Raw genomic sequence first — 19264 nt, 5'->3', positions numbered from 1 at the left:
TGATGGTCAGCTGACCTTGGCAAGGGCTGCAGCCAGGCCGCTGGTGGAGCGTGCCGGATGGAAGGGCACTGTGACACAGCGCCCTCCCCACGCCTCAAGGACGCGGGCTTCCGGCAATTCTTCGGGGGTGTAGTCGCCACCTTTGACCCAGATATCGGGCCGGATTCCGCGGAGGCAGGCTTCGGGGGTGTCTTCGTCAAAGACCACCACGGCGTCAACGCATTCGAGCGCCAGCAGCAACTCGGCACGGTCTTCCACACTGACAATGGGCCGATGCGCGCCTTTGAGCCGCCGGACGGATTCGTCCGAGTTCAGGCACACGATCAGGCAGTCGCCCATGCTTCGCGCCGCTGCCAGCGTCCGGGCGTGGCCCGCGTGGAGGAGGTCGAAGCATCCACCCGTGGCCACTACGGTGCCTCCGGCTTCGCGGGTGGATCGGGCCAGGCGGACTCCGTCCTGGCGGAGGTCGGCGCTATCCACCAGTTCCAGACCCTTGGGTTCGACGACGGGTCCCGCCCCGGGCGCCACCTGGACCGCTGTTTCGTCCACCACCATTGCGAGCGCCGCCGCACCGCCGGCGGCCAGGAATGCTGAAGCGTCCCCCACGGCCCGCGCGGCAGCTTCCGCCAGGCCCAGTCCTTTGCCCAGGTAAACAGCGAGGCTCCCGGCAAGACGGTCGCCGGCACCACAGGGATCGCTGACGTGGGTCTTCGGGGCCGGAATGCCCTGCGGCTGAGCGCCCGCCGCGAGCAGGACGGCGCCGTCCTCGCCCTTCGTCACCAGCACGGACGCGCTTCCCCACGCGTCCAGCAGGAACCGCCCGGCAACTTCGGCCCCAAGGTGGTTCCCCTCCAGGCCTGCGGCCTTGGCAAAGGCGAGTGCTTCGGCGAAGTTGGGTGTCACCACGGACACTCCCGCCACGGGGACCGAACCGGCGGGGTGCGGATCCCACACCACCGGAACATGCCGGGCAGCTTCCGCGAGCGACGCCCGGATAGCCGGGTTCGCGGTGATTCCCCGCCCGTAGTCTGCCACCACCACGGCGTCCGCCGACACGATGGCTCCGAGCATCTCCCCGGTGCTGGACGGGACGGGGGCCGGTGAACATCCTTGATCGAACCGGACCATCGGATGCGTTCCGATCCGCACCCGGGTCTTGGTGGGCGTGGGAGCCAGCGGGGCTCCGGCGAGCACGGAAACACCAGCCAGTGCGCGCCTGAGGTGGCTTGCACCGTCGTCGTCCGCCAGCGCGGTGACCAGCGTGACGTCGTAGCCGTCGCGCGCCAGCACGGTGGCGACCAGCCCTGCGCCACCCGCCCGACGCCGGACGTCCGCGACGTCGACCACCGGCACCGGCGCGTCGGGGCTCAGCCGGGTGGCGGCACCGTTGATGTCGACATCCAGGAGCAGATCGCCAACAACCGTGATCTTCATGCTCGGCCACCCACCTGAGTGCCGGCACGCCGTGCGATCTCCGCGTCAAAGGCCCGGCACACGGCGTGGACCGCGATGAGGTGGCCTTCCTGCGCGTTGGCTGCGATGGCGTCCACGGTGACGGCTTGGTCGCAGGCGTCGGCGAGCGGGTTGGGGCCAGGGCCGGTGAGGGCCCAGGTAACGATGCCGCGGTCACGCGCCGCACGGACAGCTTTGAGCAGGTTGGGACTGCGTCCGCTGGTGGACAGAAGCATCAGTACGTCACCTGCCCGGCCGTGGGCCCTGACCTGGCGCGCGAACACTTCCTCATAGCCGTAGTCGTTGGACAGTGCGGTGACCGCGGATGACTCGGCGTGGAGGGAGATCGCGGAGAAGGGCGCCCGTTCGTCGTCGAACCTGCCCACCAATTCGGCCGTGAAGTGCTGGGCTTCCGCCGCTGATCCGCCGTTGCCCGCCGCCAGAAGGCGCTGCCCGGACAGCAGCCTGGCTGCCAGCTCCGTTCCCCACCCGGACAGCCGGTGCGATTGCGAGCGCAAGGACTCCAACGCGGGGAGGACGTTGTCCAAGTGCCGGGTGACTTCGGTGTTGTGGGTTGGATCGCCGGGATCGGTGGCCCAACGCGCCGGCATGGCACCGGGTACGCGGCCCGGGAGCACGGACTCGGTAGTCACACGGCTTTCAAAGGTCACAGCGCCGTTCCTTCCAGTGGTTCCAGGACTTCATCGGCCTGCCGCGACAACCCGGCAGCCAGAACAGATCTGTACGCTTTCTCGGTGTCCGCGGCGATGCGTTCCCAGGAGTACCGGGAACGTGCCCGGCGGGCACCGGCGCGGCCCATGTCAGCACGAAGCTCCGGGTTTCCCAGCAACCTGGCCAGTGCTTCGGCAAGGGCTTCGGGATCCTTGGGCGGGACATGCAGTCCTGTCTTCTGGTCCACGACCGTTTCCCGGAGTCCGCCCACCGCTGCAGCCACCACGGGCACGCCGCAAGCCATTGCCTCGAGGGGAACGATGCCGAACGGCTCGTACCAGGGCGCGCAGACCACGGCATCCGCGCTGCGGAAAATCGCGGGCATGGAACCACGGGGCACTTGGCCGCGCATGGTCATCTTGTCCTCAACGCCGAGCTCTTTGGCCAAGGACCTGAGCCGTTGGGCTTCGGGATCCTCTTCGAGATTGAGGGCGTCCCCGGAACCACCAACAATAAGCAGCTCCACGTCGTTGAAGCCGGCCTCGGCCAGCAGGGGCAGGGCCTGGATGATCAGGTCCACTCCCTTGCGTTGCACGAGGCGACCCACGCTCAGGATCCGGTGCGTGCGGGACTTGGGCTCGGCGTCGGACGTTCCTGTGAAGAGGTTGAGGTCCACGCCGCAGGGCGCGATGGAGATTTTTGACCGGCTGATGCCCAGGGCTTTGAGTTCGAAGACCTCGTCCGGGCACGTGGCGATCACCCAGTCAGCGGTGCGGCCCACCCAGGGTTCCAGCCACTGCCGGGCGGGCGGGCTGGTGTCTGCGGCCCCCTGGTGCCTTCGTTTGACCGAGCCCAGCGCGTGGAAGGTCTGGACCACGGGCACGGGATCGGCAGCTCCCGCCCGACGCGATGCTTGAATTGCCGCGAGGCCGGACATCCAGAAGTGGGCATGGACCACGTCCGGCAGTTGGCCCGCCCAATCGGCGCAGATACCGTCCGCCAACTCGCCCGTGAAAGGCAGCAGTTCGTCCTTGGGAACCCTTTTGGCCGGACCCGCGTCAACGTTGACCACGGTGAGTCCTGGACCAACCTGCACCTTTGCGGGCAGTCCGGGATCGTCACGCCTGGTGTACACCGTGACCTGATGGCCACGGTCGGCCATGGCCGAGGACAGTGCCGCAACGTGGACGTTCTGTCCTCCGGCATCAACGCCTCCCAGGGCAGCCAGCGGACTGGCGTGTTCGGAAACCATGGAGATTTTCATGGGTGCGTCCTCTCTGTGTCATGGCTGGCGCTGGTGTCATGGCTGGCGGCTGTGTAGCGGCCGGCGGGCAGCCCGGCCAGGAGTTCGTCCCAGGCCCGGTGGAATTTGCCCAGACCGTACCGTTCCAAGGCAGCCTCCCTCGCGACGATCCCCATCGCGTACGCGTCCTCGGGGTCATCCAGCAACCGCTTTGCGAACCTTTGGAGTTCGCCGACATCGTTGGAGACCAGGCCTGCTCCGCGCGGTATCGCCCGGGCCGCTTCGGTGGTGGCCAGGGCCAGTACGGGCATGCCCAGGTGCATGGCTTCCAGCAACGCCAGGCCCAGCGAGGTCCACCGCAGGGGATGCAGGTAGAGGCGGCAGCGGGCAAGTTGCCCGTGGAGTTGCCGGGCGGGCAGGTCTCCGGAGATCCGGAGTCTGTCGTTGCCGAACCCAAGGCTCTCCAGGTCCAGTTCCCGGGGCAGTGCTTCGGCGCCCATTCCGAAGACCCTCAAAGGCCCCACGCCCGCGAATCCCGGGAGCAGGTCCGTTCCGGTGACGCGGCCGCGCCGGACGGGTTCGTTGACCACCACACCCATTTCTTCCAGCTCGCCGGTGTAGAGACGGCCAGGATCCGGGATGCCGTGTTCAATGACCGTGGTGCTTGCCGAGCCCGTGTCCCAGAAAAGCTGGTTGAAGTAGGTCACGTGGACCACCGGTATGCTGCTCTGGTCCGCCAACGGATGCAGCGTGAACGGAACGTCGCCTTTGGGGGTGTTGTGTTCCAGGTACACCGCTGGAAGATCGACACCCGGCCGGCGTCCCAGAATCCGCGCCACTGCCGCGATTTCCTCGGGGCGTTGCAGGACCACTGCGTCCACACTGTCCGGATCGAGTCCGGCCAGGTCCACTTCCTGAGCCGCGGCTGGCCAGTCACGGCCACCGCGCCCCAACCCCCAGGCGCCGCCGTCGGACGTTTTCGGAAGCAGGTATTTATGCCGGCCGCGGACGAAAGCCTCCATCCACCCGCCGTGGACGTGCCACACCAGGATCCTCATGGTTTCCACACCTTTCGCCGGCTGGTCAGGGAGGAGATGCCTCCCAGGAGCCTTTCCACCGCTTCGACCACCTGTTCCGGGGTTACGGAGCTCAGGCATGGGTGGCCGGGGACGGGACAAATGCGGGCACGGGAGTTCTTGCAGGCCGCGTCCTGGTCACCCAGCAGCTCCAAGGGGACGCCGTAAGGAGCCCAACGGATGGCCGGGACCACAGGCGCGAACAAGCACACCACCGGGGTTCCAACCGCTGCCGCCAGGTGGGCGGGCCCGGTATTTCCGGTCACTACGACGGCGGCCCCGGCCAGTATCGCCGCCAGCGTCCGGAGGTTGGTTCCGCCGCCGAGGTTCCTGGCAGAAGGGCCGGCCACCGTTGCCGTGAGAGACGCTTCGCTGGGGCCGCCCGTGACCACCACACGGTGACCGTAGGCTTCGAGCAATTCCACGGTTGCCGCATGGTGCAGTGCAGGCCAGGCCCTGGCCGGTGCCGCAGCGCCCGGGTGGACCACGATGTAGGGTCCCGCTTCAGCCAGTTCATCCGCCAATCCCTCATGGTCCGGGCCCGGGGTGATGCGCAGTTTGCCGTCGTCACCGTTGGGCAGGACGTAGCCGCCGGCTTCGGCGATGGTGAGGGCACGCACGGTTTCCGGCTGGTCTTCGGGGAAGTCCTCGCCAGGTTTCAGGCGGACGTCCAGGAGGGAGCCGGCGTAGTCCGTGGATGCGCCGGTGATTTTCGTGACCCCGGCGAGCCGCAGGAGCAACGCCAGCGGGAGCGGAGATTGGTGGAAGGACGTGAGGATCACGGCCTCCTGGATGCGGGAGCTGCGGACGAAATCAATGAGTCGGTTGGTCATTTCCCCGGTTACGGGTGGGGCCGGATTCACTATCCAAGGCGACGCCCACGTGTGCACCTGGGTCGCCCCTGGCAGCATCCCTGCGGCGGCTGCCCCTTCCGGGCCGCAAAGGAGGACGACGTCGTTGGGCCGGCTGCCGTCGGAACGTTTTCCGTTCGCCACAGCACGCAGGGCGGGCCCTGAGAGAAGGACGTCACCCATGCTGTCCAAACGGGCTACCAGGACGCGGCTCATGCAGGGGCGCCCTGTTCTTCCGGCGTCCCTGCGAGAAGCAGTTCCACGGCGTGGCCCAGGTCCATGGCCACCAGCCCTGCAGCGTCGATCTCCTCTTGCCGGGTCACAGGCGTGGGCACCAGCACTCCACGGGAGCCGGCAGCCGTGGCAGCCTCGATGTCGGAGCCGATATCGCCAATGAAGGCAATCTCTTCCGGCGCGATGTCCAAAGTGGTGCACGCGGCCAGGATCATTCCGGGAGCGGGCTTGCGGCATGCGCAGCCGTCTTCCGGTCCATGGGGGCAGATTTCCCACACGTCGAACGGGCCCAGCAGCTGCTCCACCTGGCGGTTCACCGATGCCACTTGGTCCAGGGTCAGCAGCCCGCGGGCCACGCCTGACTGGTTGCTTAACACTCCGGTGGCCAGGCCCGCCGCGCGGACTCTGTCCAGTGCTTCCAGGGCGCCGGCCATGGGCCGCACCAGCTGCGGATCGCCGTTGTACGGCACATCCACAACGAGTGTTCCATCGCGGTCAAACAGGACCGCCTTCAACGTTCCGGTTCCTCCCATACCCGCAACGTTCCCCAGTTCTCCTGACGCTAAACAACGCGGCAGTGAGAAGTTTCGTACCGCTAGACTCACAGCGGGAGGCCTCTATGGACATAGCTTTGGACAGTGACGGGAACCGGAACCAACCCCTGCTGCTTGCCCTGCGCGCCCTGAAACTCGGCGACCTCCTGGTGGCGGTTCCGGCGCTGCGGGGCTTGCGGCGGGCGTTTCCGGAGCACCGGATTTTGTATGCCGGGCCGGCCTGGATCGGGGGGGCCTTGGAGTTGGTGGGCGGTGTTGAACACCTGCCAACACCAGGGTTGGACGAGCCTCTCACCCTTCCGCACGGTTCGGTGGATGTGGCCGTCAACTTGCACGGAAACGGCGCGGAGAGCCGGCTCCGCATTCAGGAACTGGCCGCCAACCGCGTTGTTGCACACGCATCCGACGGAATCGCCGGACCTCCATGGATCACCGGCATTCCGGAACGTGAACGCTGGACCCGCCTGCTCACCTGGCATGGGATCGACGCCGATCCCCTCGACTACCGCCTCAACCGCCCCACCGTCTCCTCGCCACGCCCCGGCGCCACCGTGATCCATGTGGGTGCCGCGTACGGGAGCAGGTTGTGGCCCGTGGAACGGTTCGCCGACGTCGCTGTCGACCTCGCCGCTGCAGGGCACCGCATCGTCCTCACAGGGGGCGCTTCGGAGCGTGCCCGGGCGGAGGAGGTGGCCGCTTTGGCAAGGCTCAAGGGAGCAAACCTCGACGACGGCCTGCTGGCCGGGCAGCAGGGCCTCGCCGAATTCGCGGCAACCATCGCAGAAGCGCGCCTGGTGGTTTCCGCCGACACCGGCGCAGCCCACCTGGCATCCGCCTACGAGCGCCCTTCCGTGGTCCTCTTCGGGCCGGCGCCAGCGGAGGAGTGGGGACCGCCGCCAGGACCGCACGTGGTGCTGACCGCCGTCGAACTCCGCCGCGGTGATGTCTTCTCGGCCGAACCCGACCCCGCACTGTTGGCCGTCAGCGTCCGCGACGTCCTGGACGCCGTGGAGCGTCTTGGCTGCTAGGCAACGGCGGCGGTCAGGGGGCCGTCCCGTTCCGGAGCTGGGCTTCGTCGTCCAGCAGTTGCTTCTGGAGGGCAACCAGAACTCTTGAGAGTTTCCGTGACACCTGCATCTGCGAGATTCCCAGGGCTTCGGCGATGGTGGACTGCGTTTCCTCCTGGTAATAGCGCCGGTAGAGCAGGTGCCGGTCTTCCGCACTCAATCCGCGGATGGCGTTCCGCAGCGCAAGAACGTCTTCGAGCCTGTCTGTCGGGCAGCCGAAGGCGGACAAGGATCCGTGAAGTCCGTCGCGGCCTTCCGCGGCGGGGGCATCCAGCGAATCGGGCCGCTTGCTGGTTCCAGCCGTCAGGGCTTCCTGCACCAGGCCCGGCTCAAGCTTCAGGTCCGTTGCCACATCTTGCGGTGACGGCGTCCGCTGCAGGGTTTGGGTCATCTCTTCCGTGCGGGCCAACACTTGGCGCCGCACGTCCTGGATGGGACGCGGTGGCCGCACTACCCAGCAATGGTCGCGAAGGTACCTTTTCACCTCGCCGGCAATTGTTGGGGCTGCGTAGGCCGGGAAGCTGACGCCCTTGGCTTTGTCGTAGCCGCGTGCCGCCTTGATCAGGCCCATGTAGGCAACCTGGCGGACGTCATCCAGGTCATGGGTGTGGGCGGAGTATCGGGCGGCAATGGACTTGGCCAGATTGAGATGGTCCAGGACCAGGCTGTCCTGGAAGCTTTGCCGGATGCTCCCTTCGGGTGCATTGGCGGGGGGACGTGTCAGGACGTCGGACGGTGGGATTTGTCGCATGGGGCTTCAATCCTCAAACCTGCTGGGGTGGTGAGCCCACGGCAAGACTCCTTAAAAAGAGAAGCACACTTACTATTAGCTTTCAACGGGGTTAGGCTCAAAAGGTAGCCGCGTCCACCGAATCGGAGATTTACATGGAAGAACCACAGCTCGCAGCGCCGAGCACGGTCCTGGCCGATATCCAGGACATGCTGCTCAACACCCCGGATGTGGAAGTGTTCCTCGAGGAGTTGGCACGGCACTCGGCCGGCATGTTCAGCAACTCCGATTCAGAGGTCTACTGCGGAATTACGCTGATGCGTCAGAGGACCGCGGGCACGGTGGCCAGCAGCAGCGAACGTGCGCGGCGACTCGACGAGGTTCAATACGCGTTCGCCGATGGACCTTGCCTCCACGCCTGCCGCGAGGGCACCCAGGTCCACATACCCGACTTTGAAAAAGACAACACCTGGCCGGAATACAACGAGGCCATCACAGGCCACGGTGTACGTTCAGTGTTGGCCGTTCCCTTCCCGCTCCCGGACGACACGTCCACGGCGGGCCTGAACCTGTATTCCGACCGCCCCAACGCCTTCGACGCAGCGGCCGTGCAGCGCGCCAACGACTACGTGGTGCAGGCTTCCAAGGGTCTTCAGCTGGCCATACTGCTGGCACAGCACAGCCAAACAGCGGCAAACCTGCGTGCCGCGATGGAATCCCGCACCGTGATCGACGTGGCGACCGGCATCATCATCGCCCAGAACCGCTGCACCCAGGAAGAAGCGATCGAACTGATCAAGAAGGCTTCGAGCAACCGGAACGTCAAGCTCCGGGTGGTGGCACAGGCAATCGTCGAGTCAGCCGGGGGCGGGCAGGTTCAGACGTACTTCCAGTGAGTACGGATCCTTACAGCAGGCCGCGCAAAACCAGCGCCGCGCCGTCGTCGAGCACTGACGCGGTGACCTCGTCGGCGACGGCGAGCACCTCATCGGGAGCCTGGCCCATGGCGATGCCGCGGCCGGCCCAGGTGAGCATCTCGATGTCGTTGCGGCCGTCCCCGACGGCCACCGTGTTGGCCTGGTCCGTGCCGAGCCGACGGCGGAGGGCCTCCAGGGCGCTGGCCTTGGTGACGCCCTCAGCGGCAATATCCAGCCAGGCAGTCCAGCCGACGGAGTAGGTCACACCGGATAGCCCGATGTGCCGGATGGCCTCGTTGAACTCCTCGGAAGTGTTCTCGCTGCTGAACACCACTACGCGGACGGCTGTGGCATCGAGCATCGTCTGGAAATCGACACCGATGGACTCCACGCCGAAGCTGGCATCCTGGAAACGCTCCGTGGAAAGGAAGTTGCCGTCCTCGTCCTCCAGGGCGTACTTGGCGTTGGGCAGCCGTTCCCGCAGTGCCTTCAGGGCGGGGGCGGGGTCGAACGTTGCTTTGTGGATGATCTCGTAACCGGATTCCAAGGCGGGATCCAGTCGGAGGGTCACGCCGCCGTTGCAGCACACTGCATAGCCCCGCTCCATGCCGATCTGCTGGATGATCGGCAGCGTCGCGTTGAGGGACCGTCCGGTGGCGATCATGACGTCGTGCCCCTTGGCGACCACTGCCTGGGCAGCGGAGCGAACCTCGTGAGTCATGTGGCCGTCATGGTCAACCAGGGTGCCATCGACGTCCAGGGCGATCATGAGCTTGGTGTTTTCGTTGGGCTGGTCATCGATGCCAGCAACTGGAGTATCAGTCAAAATAGTCATGCTTCCAGTAGACCAGACACCGCCGACACTCAACTAGGACCGGCGCCACAGCGGGCGGTTAACGGAGCGTGAACAGTGTCATCACAGTGCGCTCCGGAGGATGGCGAGTTGCTGCGTTGCCCGGGTCATCGCCACGTACCGGTCCACGGCGCCTTCGATCCCGGCACCGAAATCGTCCGGGTCGATGAGGACCACGAGGTCGAATTCAAGGCCCTTGGACACCTCCGGGGTGAGCCGGCTGACCCGCTCCCACTGCGGGTTTTCGCCCAGGACCGGCTGGCTGATGACGCAGGCGGTGCCCTCACTGTTCGCATCGAGCCACGCATCCACTATCGTCTCCAGGTCCTCTCTCACGCCATGGACCACCGGGATCCCGCTGCTGCGGACCGAGGTGGGTGCGTTCGCGTCCGGGAGGGCGGCACGGATGACGGGTTCGGCCTCCACCATGACTTCTTCGGGAGTGCGGTAGTTGATGCTGAGGCCGGCCAGGGCAACATTTTCCATGCCCACCCGGTGAAGGCGTTCCTCCCACGATTCCGTAAACCCGTGCCGGGCCTGGGCGCGGTCCCCCACCACTGTGAAGCTACGGGACGGGCAGCGCTGCAGCAGCATCCGCCACTCTGCGTCCGTCAGCTCCTGGGCCTCGTCCACCACGATGTGCGCGAAAGGTCCGGTGAGGACATCCGGATCGGGTATTTCCACAGCGTCCTGGCCTGCCAGCTTCTCCCTCATGTCGTCGCCGCGCAGCATGTACATTTCCAGGTTCTCGGAATCATCGGCGGCAATGAGGTCGTCCACCACCCGGTCCATGAGTTCGCGCTCCGCCGCCAGGGCCGCCGCCTGCCGCCGGCGTCGCGTGGATGCCTCCGGGTCGCCGAGGCGCAACCGCGCCGAATCCAGCAACGGGAGGTCGGCCGTAGTCCACGCCTCCGGGTTTTCGCGATGAAGCATCTCCCGCTCCCCGGGCTGCAGGTGCGGAGCGCACAACCGGAGGTAGGCCGGCACGCGCCACAAATCGGCTACCAACGCCGCGTAATCAAGCAGTGGCCACGCCCGGTTAAAGGCCGACTGCAGCTCCGGACTCTGACTCAAAGCCCTGCGACGCATGGCCTCCGGCACATCGTGCTCGCCCAGCTTGTCCGCCAGGATCTCAAGCAAAGCATCCCAGACATCGTCCCGGGCTTCATTGTGCGGCGTACCGGGCTCGGCCGCGTCAAAAGCCTCCGCCCAATCGTCGCTGCCCAGCCAAATGTCGGCATAGGGGGTCTCCACTTCCATGCCCTCGGTTGGCGGCTCTTCGTAAAACCTCACACCGCGTTCAATTGCTTTGATCATCTCCACGGAAGATTTGAGCCGGGCCGCCTCAGCATCGCGTTCGACGCCGGCGCCGGCACCTTCGGGGACAAGGTCCCGCAACGTGCACGTTTGCACGCCCTCCTCCCCCAGGCTTGGGAGGACATCGGCCACGTACGCCAAATAGCGCTGATGCGGTCCGACGAACAGTACGTCGCTTCTTCCGTGGTTGTTGCGGTGGCTGAGCCGGGGATCGGAGTACAGAAGGTAGGCCGTGCGGTGCAGGGCAACCACCGTCTTACCGGTACCAGGACCGCCGTCGACCACCAGCGCCCCACGCGAGCCGGCACGGATGATCCGGTCCTGGTCGGATTGGATAGTCCCCAGGACATCCCGCATGCGCGGCGAGCGGCTGCTCCCAAGGCTCGCGATAAAGGCGGACTGGTCATCAAGCGCGGCATTTCCTTCCATGCCGTCAGCGGTGAAAACTTCGTCCCAGTAGTCGGTCACTCTGGCACGGGTCCAGCGGTACCGGCGCCGGCTCACCAGGCCCATCGGGTTGGCGTGTGTTGCTCCGAAGAACGGTTCGGCAGCGGGTGACCGCCAATCGATCAGGAGCCTCTTCCCCTGGCTGTCGGTGAGGCCCAGCCTGCCGACGTAAACCGGTTCCGGGCTACCGGGTGTCACCATGCGGCCAAGACACAGATCCAATCCAAAGCGGCGGAGTCCCCGCAGCCGGGCAGTAAGCCTGTGGATCTCCTGGTCGCGGTCCAAGGCAGCCTGGCCACGGCCGCCGGGCTGCTTGCGGGTGACCTCCAACCGGGCGGACAGTTCAGCGATCGATTCCTCAAGGCTGGTTGCAATGGCGTCGAACTGCCGCTCATCGGCGCCGATCAGTTGCGGATCCGCTTTGCGTGCAAGGTGCCCGGGCAGGGCAAAGGCACTGGTTCCCAGGCGGTTGTTTTCAGGCATCCCACGACTCCCTTTTGCGTTGGTTATGGGGTTCGGGGATCAATTGTTCGGCACCAGGGGGGCCTTGCCGCAAGCCCCCGGGTGGGTTATACATTGAATATGGAAGGGATAATTCCCTTCCTTTTTTGTGCCCGTTTCATGCCCGGGTTGCGTGCCCGCCCCTTGCGCGTTGGGTAGGGTTGCCGGATGCGTTCACGACTGACCGGAACCCAGCTCTCCGCACTCTACGACCTGGAAAACCGCTGGGCAGAGGACGACGATTTCTTCTTCGACTTCGTGAACGAGCAAGCAAACCGACGGGTCCTGGACCTGGGGTGCGGGACGGGGAGAATCACCTTGGCATTGGCCGCCCAGGGGCATGACATGGTGGGCGTCGATCCGAATCCCGACTCCCTCGCGGCCGCCCGCGGCAAGCCTGGCGCTGATGGTGTCAGGTGGATCGCAGGCACATCGGCCCAGATCCCGGAGGGGGAAGTTTTCGACGTCGCAATCATGACGGCGCACGTCGCCCAGGCCATCCACGACGACGGCGAATGGTCCCGTACGCTTGCCGACGTTCACCGCGCGTTGATACCCGGGGGGCGGTTGGCCTTCGATTCCCGGGACCCGGCTGCCCGCGCATGGGAAAGCTGGACGCCGACGGCGACGCGGCGCCGGCACACGCTTCCCGACGGCACAGCGGTGGAAACGTGGATGGAGAGTGATCAGCTCCCCGAAGGACTCGTTACCCTCACCGAATACCGTGTCCTCGACGAAAGCAGCAGTGAGACAGGGACCTCGATGCTTGCGTTCCGCCCAGAGGAACAACTGCGCCGGGATCTGGGCACAGCGGGATTCACCGTGGAAGGGATCCTCGGCGGCTGGGCCGGCGAAAGCGTGGGCAGCGGCCAGGGCGAGCTGATCGTCCTGGCGCGCAAGCCCAGCTGACTAAAGAACCGGAAGGACCTCAAGGCCACCAAGGTACTTCTGCAGCGCCTTGGGAACATTGACCGAACCATCAGGGTTCTGGTGGTGCTCCAGGATGGCCACGATCCAGCGCGTAGTGGCCAGGGTGCCGTTCAGCGTTGCAACGGCACGTGTTCCCTTGGCTACGCCTTCGTCGTTGACCACGCGTTCACGGATGTTCAGGCGACGGGCCTGGAACGTGGTGCAGTTGGACGTGGACGTGAGCTCTCGGTAGGCGTTCTGCGTGGGGACCCAGGCTTCACAGTCGAACTTCCGGGCCGCGGACATGCCGAGATCACCGGCAGCGGTGTCGATGACGCGGTAGGGAAGCTCGCACTTGGCTAGCATCTCCTCTTCCCAGGCCAGCAGGCGCTCGTGCTCGGCGGCTGCTTCTTCAACCGTGGTGTAGATGAACATCTCCACCTTGTTGAACTGGTGCACACGGATGATGCCGCGGGTGTCCTTGCCGTGCGAACCGGCCTCGCGGCGGTAGCAGGAGCTCTGGCCGGCATAGCGGATGGGGCCTGCTGAGAGGTCCAGGATTTCGTCTGCGTGGTAGCCGGCGAGGGCCACCTCCGAGGTTCCCACCAGGTAAAGGTCGTCTTCAGCGAGACGGTAGATCTCGGCGTCGTGCTTTACGTCGAAACCGGTGCCCTGCATGGTCTCCGGACGCACCAAAGTGGGGGTGATCATGGGGACGAAGCCGGCGTCGATGGCCTGCTCCATGGCCATCTGCAGCAGTGCCATTTCCAGCCGGGCGCCCACGCCGCGGAGGAAGTAGAAGCGTGAGCCGGAAACCTTGGCGCCACGCTCCATGTCGATCGCGCCGATCAGTTCACCGATTTCCAAGTGGTCCTTCGGCTCAAAGTCGGTGAACTCACGCGGTGTGCCGACGGTCTTGACCACAACGTAGTCGTCCTCGCCGCCCTCGGGAACGCCGTCCACTACCAGGTTGGGGATGACGCGCAGCAGCTCATCCTGCTTGGCCTGGGCAGCGGCTGCCTCTGCGGACGCGGCCTTCACCGAGTTGGCAAGTTCCTTGACCTCGGCCAGCAGGGCCTGCTTCTCCTCGCCCTTGGCCTGGGCCACCTTTTTGCCGAAGGCGTTCTGCTCGGCGCGGAGGGTCTCGTGGCGGATCAGCGCAGCACGGCGGTCGGAGTCAGCGGAGATGATCGCGTCCACAACGGACTCGTCGGCGCCACGGGCGCGCTGGCTGGCACGGAACTTGTCCGGATTTTCGCTGAGGTCTTTTACGTCGATCACCACACAAGACTATCGAATCAGCCACGGATTTCCGGTCCGCAGGGCCAAAAGCGGGCAGCTCTGCGGACGCGGCAAAGTCAGGGGTGCCCATGAGGATAGTGTTGGAGCACGATGAACGACTGGATCCTGTACGTGATTCTCGCTGGGGGCGTGGCTTTTGCCGTCTCGAGCTGGTGGGGCGTGCGCAGGCTGAAAGCCAGGCACATCAGGAGCGCGGTACGGGAGGAAGCACACAAGCCCGGCCCGGGAGACCAAAAGGTCGCCGTGATCCTCAACCCCGTGAAGAACAACGCCGCAGTGGCCCGCCAGGCGATCATTGATGCTTGCGACCTCGCCGGTTGGGACGCTCCGAAATTCTTCGAAACCACGGTGGAGGATCCCGGTTACGGCCAGTCGCGCCAGGCCTTGGCGGACGGGGCCGACGTCGTTCTGGCGTGCGGCGGCGACGGTACCGTACGCGTTGTGGCCGAGTCGCTGGCGCATAAGGACGTTGCCATGGGCCTGGTCCCGTTGGGCACGGGAAACCTGCTGGCACGCAACGTGGACCTGGACGTCACGAACCTCGCCGCGTGCATCCAGACGGCCTTGTTTGGCCACCAGCGCTACATCGATACCGCCACCATGGGGATCGAGAACGACATCACGGGGACCAAAGGGGAACACACTTTCCTGGTCATCGCGGGCATGGGCCTGGACGCTGAGGTCGTCGGAGACACGAAGGAAGACCTCAAGAAAAGCGTCGGCTGGCTCGCCTACACGGAGGCGGGTGTCCGGCACCTGCCCGGCCGCCGAAAACGCGTCACCATCACCATGGATGACGAGCCCGAACAGGCACGCAAAATCCGCAGTGTCCTGTTTGCCAACTGTGGTTTGATCCCCGGCGGCATCGACTTCATCCCGCAGGCCATGATCGACGACGGCATGCTGGACATCGTGGTGATGAGTCCCCGCAGCGCCTTTGGGTGGCTGGCCATGTACACAAAGGTCCTGTTCAAGCACAACCGGAACCTGCCCATGATGAGCTTCTACCGGTCCGGCAAAGTGGTGATCCGCAGCCAGGAACCCATGGCCACACAGCTCGACGGCGACCCGTCGGGTGAAGCGACGACCGTCACCGTTCAGGTGGCCCCGGGTTCCCTGCTGGTGCGGGTGCCGAAGGCAAAGTCCGTCTAGACCGAACCGGCGTCCGGCTGGGCGGCCTTCTCTTCAGCTTCCTCAGTGGCGGCTTTTGCGGCCGCGCGGGCCTCGGCCTGCTCCTTGATCATTGCTTGTTCTTCTTCAAAGCGGAGCCGGTCTGCCCGATCGGCTTCATCGCCATTCCAGTCGTCCTGGTTTTCGCCTGTGGGCTTCGGATTGACGATCATGCCCTGGCCGTCTTTGTCATCCCGGTGTACAGACATGACCGCTCCTTTCGTTGATGCATTCATCCATCGTTTGTGGATCAAGCAAGCATACGCACAGTTCTGCCAAGGGGAAAGGGCGTTGGCCGTGCCCTGTGGAGAAGGCTTACTGGCCCTTCAGGATCGAGTCGACCCAGGCATGCGCGGACGCGAAGGCAGCGTCTGAAGTGTGTGGGGCAACCACAGCAGGCTGCTTGTCGGCCCGCGCGTAGGAGCCAAGGAAGCGCGTTGCCGGGCTGATCCGGTGAAGGCCGGCCAAGGCATCAGCCACCCGGGAATCGGAGGCGTGGCCGTCGGCGTCGATGCTGAAGAAATAGTGGCCAAGGTACTGACCCGTGGGCCGGGATTCGATGCGGCTGAGGTTCACGCCCCGGGAGGCGAACTGGTCCAGGATTTCCATGAGGGCGCCGGGGTGGTCTTCGGGCAGTGGAACAACGACGGTGGTCTTGTCGGCACCGGTCCGTTCCGGCAAAGCCCCCGGCCGGCTCACCAGGATGAACCGGGTCACGGCGTCCGGGTTGTCTCCGATGTCCCGTGCCAGGACGTTGAGGCCGGGTTGCTCGTCGGCAATCAGCGGGCCGCAGATGGCGGCTTCGTAGGGCGCATCCTCGTCCAGCAACCCCATGGCCGCCGCTGCCGTGGACGAACCCGGTACGTAATCGGCCCCCGGCAAATGCGTATCCACCCAGAGCCGGCATTGCGCCCAGGCGTGCCCGTGCGTGGAGATCCGCTTGATGTCGGAAAGCCCGACGCGGCCTCGCCACGAGCACGAAGGTGATGGGAACAAGGGCCTCGCGGATGATCCGCAGCTCCTGTCCCGTGGCAATCGCGTCCAGGGTGGCAGTAACCCCGCCCTCCACCGAGTTTTCGATGGGAACCATGGCCGCGTCCGCTTCGCCCTGGCGCACCCGTTCGAGTGCCGTATTGACGTTGGTGCAGGGAATCCGTGTGGCGTCAGCAGCACCCGGAACCTGCAGGAGGGCCGCCTCAGTGAACGTGCCTTCAGGTCCCAGAAAGGTGTACGTAGCTGCTGGCATTGAGTATTCCTTGCTGGTTATATACGAGGTTGGTGACGGCCGGGTGGGGGCTACAGCACCACTGGCTTGAGGCCGTTGTCAGAGACCATCGGCTTGCCGGCTTCGAACCACATGTCCATTCCGCCGGCGACGTTCACGGCCGAGTAGCCCTGGCCCACCAGCCACTGGACCGCGCGGAAGGACCGCCCACCGGTCCTGCAGATGACGAAGAAGTCCTCGTCCGGATCAAGTTCGTCCAAGCGCGCGGGCAACTGGTCCATGGGGATATGGCGTGCACCTTCGGCGTGCCCGGCCACCCATTCGTAGTCTTCGCGGACGTCCAGGATGCTGGCACCGGCCGGAATATCGCCCACAGGCACGGTATCGAAGTCGCTCATGGTGGATCCTTCCCATCGATTAAGGTCAGCATCCAGCCTAGTCCCCGGAGCCTGACCCCGTAACGCGGCGGACGGCTTCGCTTGCGCGCAGTGGCTTGGGCGTTAAGACTGGTGACCAAGCACTCCCCCACAACCGGCTACTAGGAGCAACCCATGGCTGCTGGGCAACCCACGATTCTGGCCACCTCCGGCGGATACAAGCCGGGTGAGCGGACCAGGATCGAGTTCAACCACCTGATGCACTACGCCGTGGAACTGTCCGGCGTGACGGGCCGGGCGCCCCGGGTGACGCACATCGGCACGGCATCCGGTGATCAACGATGGTGGGCCGCTGAGATGGACCAGGCTGCGCGCATCGCCGGGTTCGACTTCAGCCACCTCAATCTCTTCACCATGCCCAACATCGACGATCCGGAAGCCCATCTGCTGGAACAGGACGTGGTGTGGGTCAATGGCGGCTCCGTTGTGAACCTGCTGGCCGTTTGGCGTGCACACGGACTGGACCGGATTTTGCGCAAGGCCTGGGAACACGGGGTTGTCCTTGCCGGGGTTTCAGCGGGATCGATTTGTTGGTACCAGGGCGGTGTGACGGACTCCTTCGGGCCGGAGTTGCGCCCGGTCACCGACGCCCTGGGCTTCCTCCCTTACGGCAACGGTGTCCACTACGATTCCGAGCTGCGCCGGGCGCCCGCAATCCACAAGCTCGTGGCCGACGGCACGCTGGGCGAGACGCACTGCACGGACGACGGCGTGGGGCTGGTTTACCGGGGCACGGACCTTGTGGAGGTGGTGTCCGAAATCAAGAACAAGGCCGCGTTCCGCGTGACTGCGGGCGCCGGCGAGAGCGTGGATGCCGTGGCTGTGGAGGAACGGTTGGAGTCGCGTTTCCTTGGCTGATCCGTCGACGCAGGATCTTTCCGGACTAACCGCGGTCCAGCTCCGCGACGCCCTCGCCGCCGGGAAGCTCTCCGCCCGCGAGGCAACAGCACACTTCGTGTCCATGATCGGGCAGCGCAACCCGCACCTTGGCGCCTTTGTCACTGTTACGGCCGAGCAGGCACTCCTCGATGCCAAGACGGCCGACACCCTCCATGCGCGGTTGGTCCGGGAGGGCCCCCTGGAAGAGCTGCCGCTGCTGCACGGCATGCCGACGGCTTTCAAGGACCTCACCGATGTTGCCGGCGTCCCCACTACTCACGGCAGCGCCGCGCTGGACCACAAACCGGCGCCGGAGGACGGAGCCCTGGCGTCAACGCTGAAAGCCCAGGGTGTGGTTTCCCTGGGCAAGACCCAGGTGCCGGAATTCGGTTTGACGGCCTACAGCGAAAACCGCGTCGCACCGCCGTCGCGCAATCCGCATGCTCCGGGGCGAAGCTCCGGCGGCTCGTCGGGAGGCAGCGCTGCCGCGGTGGCCGCGGGACTTGTCCCGTTCGCACCAGGGACCGACGGCGGCGGCTCCATCCGGATTCCCGCCGCCGCCTGCGGGCTCGTGGGACTGAAACCGGGGCGGGGCCTGGTTCCTGCCGGGGCGGGCGCCGGGGATGCCGCCAAGTTGGTGGTTGCCGGGCCACTCGCACGGAATGCAGCGGACGCGGCGCTGCTCATGGACGCGCTGGTTCCCCCGGAACAAGCGCCCGACGGCGGCTTCCTCGCCAATGTCGGCCGGGCGCCGGAACCCCTGAGGATCGGCGTCAGCCTGGACAGCCCGTGGGCCGGTGTGTACCCCTTCGAGATCGGGCAGGAAGCGCGGGATGCCCTGGAACTGGGCGTGAAGCTGCTGGACGAAGCCGGACACAGCGTGGGCGAAGCGGAAATCCGATACGACAACCGCTACCCGGAGGCGTTCACCACCGCCTGGACTGCCGGCGTCGGGAGTGCCCGGATAGCACCCCCGCGCGAGCCACTGCTGACCCCGCTGACCAGAACCTTCCGTCGTCGGGCACAACAGCGCAGCGCTTCCAAAGTCAGCGAGGCCTTGGCCTTTCTTCGGCAATTCGAACACGACACCATCGCGCAGTACGCAGAATGGGATCTCATTCTGATGCCTGCCTTGGCGCAAACGCCGCGCCCCATCGGGTGGTTCACAGGCGGTGGGCACAGCGGCGAGCCCTGGCCGAGCGAGTGGGCGGGCGACGCGGATGAGGATTACAAACGGCAGTGCCAGTATGCACCGTGGTCGTCAATGGTGAACGTGTGTGGACTGCCCGCTGTCAGCATCCCTGTTCACACCACGGCGGCCGGATTGCCCATGGGAATCCAGCTCATTGGCCCGGCAGGTTCAGAACTGAAACTCCTGCAGCTTGCGTGTTCCCTGGAGGCCGCAAAAATGCCTGTCTAGCATATGGA

At 65.7% G+C, this 19264-nt stretch carries 18 protein-coding genes and 1 pseudogene; 6 read left to right on the top strand and 13 right to left on the bottom strand.

Annotated elements, in window-relative coordinates:
• Positions 1-6 precede the first annotated feature (6 nt).
• From AB4Y81_RS06100 to AB4Y81_RS06075, 6 genes are read right to left on the bottom strand one after another with little or no spacing between them, the layout of a single operon-like run.
• Entirely contained in the window at positions 7-1434 is a 1428-nt protein-coding gene (locus tag AB4Y81_RS06100; protein ID WP_441995520.1) for a PfkB family carbohydrate kinase, read from the bottom strand.
• Complete coding sequence (locus AB4Y81_RS06095; protein ID WP_441995536.1) at positions 1431-2063, bottom strand: D-sedoheptulose-7-phosphate isomerase; 633 nt, start codon at positions 2061-2063, stop codon at positions 1431-1433. The genes AB4Y81_RS06100 and AB4Y81_RS06095 overlap by 4 nt, the downstream gene beginning before the upstream one ends.
• A gap of 56 nt (positions 2064-2119) precedes the next feature.
• Positions 2120-3388, bottom strand: coding sequence for a glycosyltransferase (locus AB4Y81_RS06090; protein ID WP_441995519.1), 1269 nt, complete (start codon positions 3386-3388; stop codon positions 2120-2122).
• Positions 3385-4425: a glycosyltransferase gene (locus tag AB4Y81_RS06085; protein ID WP_441995518.1), complete on the bottom strand. Its 1041-nt coding sequence runs from the start codon at positions 4423-4425 to the stop codon at positions 3385-3387. Before AB4Y81_RS06085 ends, AB4Y81_RS06090 begins: the two co-directional genes overlap by 4 nt.
• A complete protein-coding gene (locus tag AB4Y81_RS06080) occupies positions 4422-5510 on the bottom strand; it encodes a glycosyltransferase family 9 protein (RefSeq protein WP_441995517.1) in 1089 nt (362 codons plus the stop codon). The genes AB4Y81_RS06085 and AB4Y81_RS06080 overlap by 4 nt, the downstream gene beginning before the upstream one ends.
• Positions 5507-6061 (bottom strand): D-glycero-alpha-D-manno-heptose-1,7-bisphosphate 7-phosphatase, encoded by a 555-nt coding sequence (locus tag AB4Y81_RS06075; protein WP_018778367.1) that lies wholly within the window; start codon positions 6059-6061, stop codon positions 5507-5509. The genes AB4Y81_RS06080 and AB4Y81_RS06075 overlap by 4 nt, the downstream gene beginning before the upstream one ends.
• An 86-nt stretch (positions 6062-6147) precedes the next feature.
• On the opposite strand from AB4Y81_RS06075, the gene AB4Y81_RS06070 reads away from it, so the two are divergent.
• Complete coding sequence (locus AB4Y81_RS06070) at positions 6148-7110, top strand: glycosyltransferase family 9 protein (protein WP_441995516.1); 963 nt, start codon at positions 6148-6150, stop codon at positions 7108-7110.
• A 13-nt stretch (positions 7111-7123) separates the two neighbouring features.
• Here AB4Y81_RS06070 and AB4Y81_RS06065 read toward each other — a convergent pair whose 3' ends face one another.
• Positions 7124-7900 (bottom strand): sigma-70 family RNA polymerase sigma factor, encoded by a 777-nt coding sequence (locus tag AB4Y81_RS06065; protein ID WP_275777255.1) that lies wholly within the window; start codon positions 7898-7900, stop codon positions 7124-7126.
• Between the two features lie 134 nt (positions 7901-8034).
• Here AB4Y81_RS06065 and AB4Y81_RS06060 point away from each other — a divergent pair, with 134 nt between their 5' ends.
• The gene (locus tag AB4Y81_RS06060) at positions 8035-8775 is read left to right on the top strand and encodes a GAF and ANTAR domain-containing protein (RefSeq protein WP_018778370.1); all 741 of its coding nucleotides are present in this window, start codon (positions 8035-8037) and stop codon (positions 8773-8775) included.
• A 10-nt stretch (positions 8776-8785) separates the two neighbouring features.
• Here AB4Y81_RS06060 and AB4Y81_RS06055 read toward each other — a convergent pair whose 3' ends face one another.
• Positions 8786-9631, bottom strand: a complete 846-nt coding sequence (locus AB4Y81_RS06055) for an HAD family hydrolase (RefSeq protein ID WP_275777252.1) — start codon at positions 9629-9631, stop codon at positions 8786-8788.
• Between the two features lie 81 nt (positions 9632-9712).
• Entirely contained in the window at positions 9713-11896 is a 2184-nt protein-coding gene (gene helR / locus AB4Y81_RS06050; RefSeq protein ID WP_441995515.1) for an RNA polymerase recycling motor ATPase HelR, read from the bottom strand.
• Positions 11897-12082: 186 nt separating this feature from the next.
• Here helR and AB4Y81_RS06045 point away from each other — a divergent pair, with 186 nt between their 5' ends.
• Positions 12083-12823, top strand: a complete 741-nt coding sequence (locus tag AB4Y81_RS06045; protein WP_189076514.1) for a class I SAM-dependent methyltransferase — start codon at positions 12083-12085, stop codon at positions 12821-12823.
• Here AB4Y81_RS06045 and serS read toward each other — a convergent pair whose 3' ends face one another.
• A complete protein-coding gene (gene serS, locus AB4Y81_RS06040) occupies positions 12824-14104 on the bottom strand; it encodes a serine--tRNA ligase (protein WP_026267258.1) in 1281 nt (426 codons plus the stop codon).
• Positions 14105-14215: 111 nt separating this feature from the next.
• Here serS and AB4Y81_RS06035 point away from each other — a divergent pair, with 111 nt between their 5' ends.
• The gene (locus AB4Y81_RS06035; RefSeq protein WP_441995514.1) at positions 14216-15277 is read left to right on the top strand and encodes a diacylglycerol/lipid kinase family protein; all 1062 of its coding nucleotides are present in this window, start codon (positions 14216-14218) and stop codon (positions 15275-15277) included.
• Here AB4Y81_RS06035 and AB4Y81_RS06030 read toward each other — a convergent pair.
• The 3 genes and pseudogenes from AB4Y81_RS06030 to AB4Y81_RS06020 form a co-directional block, all read right to left on the bottom strand.
• The gene (locus tag AB4Y81_RS06030) at positions 15274-15504 is read right to left on the bottom strand and encodes a hypothetical protein (RefSeq protein WP_018778376.1); all 231 of its coding nucleotides are present in this window, start codon (positions 15502-15504) and stop codon (positions 15274-15276) included. The two genes, AB4Y81_RS06035 and AB4Y81_RS06030, sit on opposite strands and share 4 nt — an antisense overlap.
• A gap of 106 nt (positions 15505-15610) precedes the next feature.
• Positions 15611-16541: pseudogene (gene pheA, locus AB4Y81_RS06025) on the bottom strand (prephenate dehydratase).
• Between the two features lie 50 nt (positions 16542-16591).
• Positions 16592-16918: a rhodanese-like domain-containing protein gene (locus tag AB4Y81_RS06020; protein ID WP_018778378.1), complete on the bottom strand. Its 327-nt coding sequence runs from the start codon at positions 16916-16918 to the stop codon at positions 16592-16594.
• A gap of 153 nt (positions 16919-17071) precedes the next feature.
• Between AB4Y81_RS06020 and AB4Y81_RS06015 the strand changes: the two genes are divergently transcribed.
• Both AB4Y81_RS06015 and AB4Y81_RS06010 read left to right on the top strand, forming a co-directional pair.
• Positions 17072-17815: a Type 1 glutamine amidotransferase-like domain-containing protein gene (locus AB4Y81_RS06015; RefSeq protein WP_416428113.1), complete on the top strand. Its 744-nt coding sequence runs from the start codon at positions 17072-17074 to the stop codon at positions 17813-17815.
• On the top strand, positions 17808-19256 hold the full coding sequence (locus AB4Y81_RS06010) for an amidase (RefSeq protein WP_441995513.1): 1449 nt from the start codon (positions 17808-17810) through the stop codon (positions 19254-19256). The genes AB4Y81_RS06015 and AB4Y81_RS06010 overlap by 8 nt, the downstream gene beginning before the upstream one ends.
• The last annotated feature ends 8 nt before the right edge of the window (positions 19257-19264 follow it).

The sequence above is a fragment of the Paenarthrobacter sp. TAF1 genome, assembly GCF_052113825.1.
Classification (GTDB): Bacteria; Actinomycetota; Actinomycetes; order Actinomycetales; family Micrococcaceae; genus Arthrobacter; species Arthrobacter nicotinovorans.
This window is presented reverse-complemented; position numbering and strand designations above follow the sequence as displayed.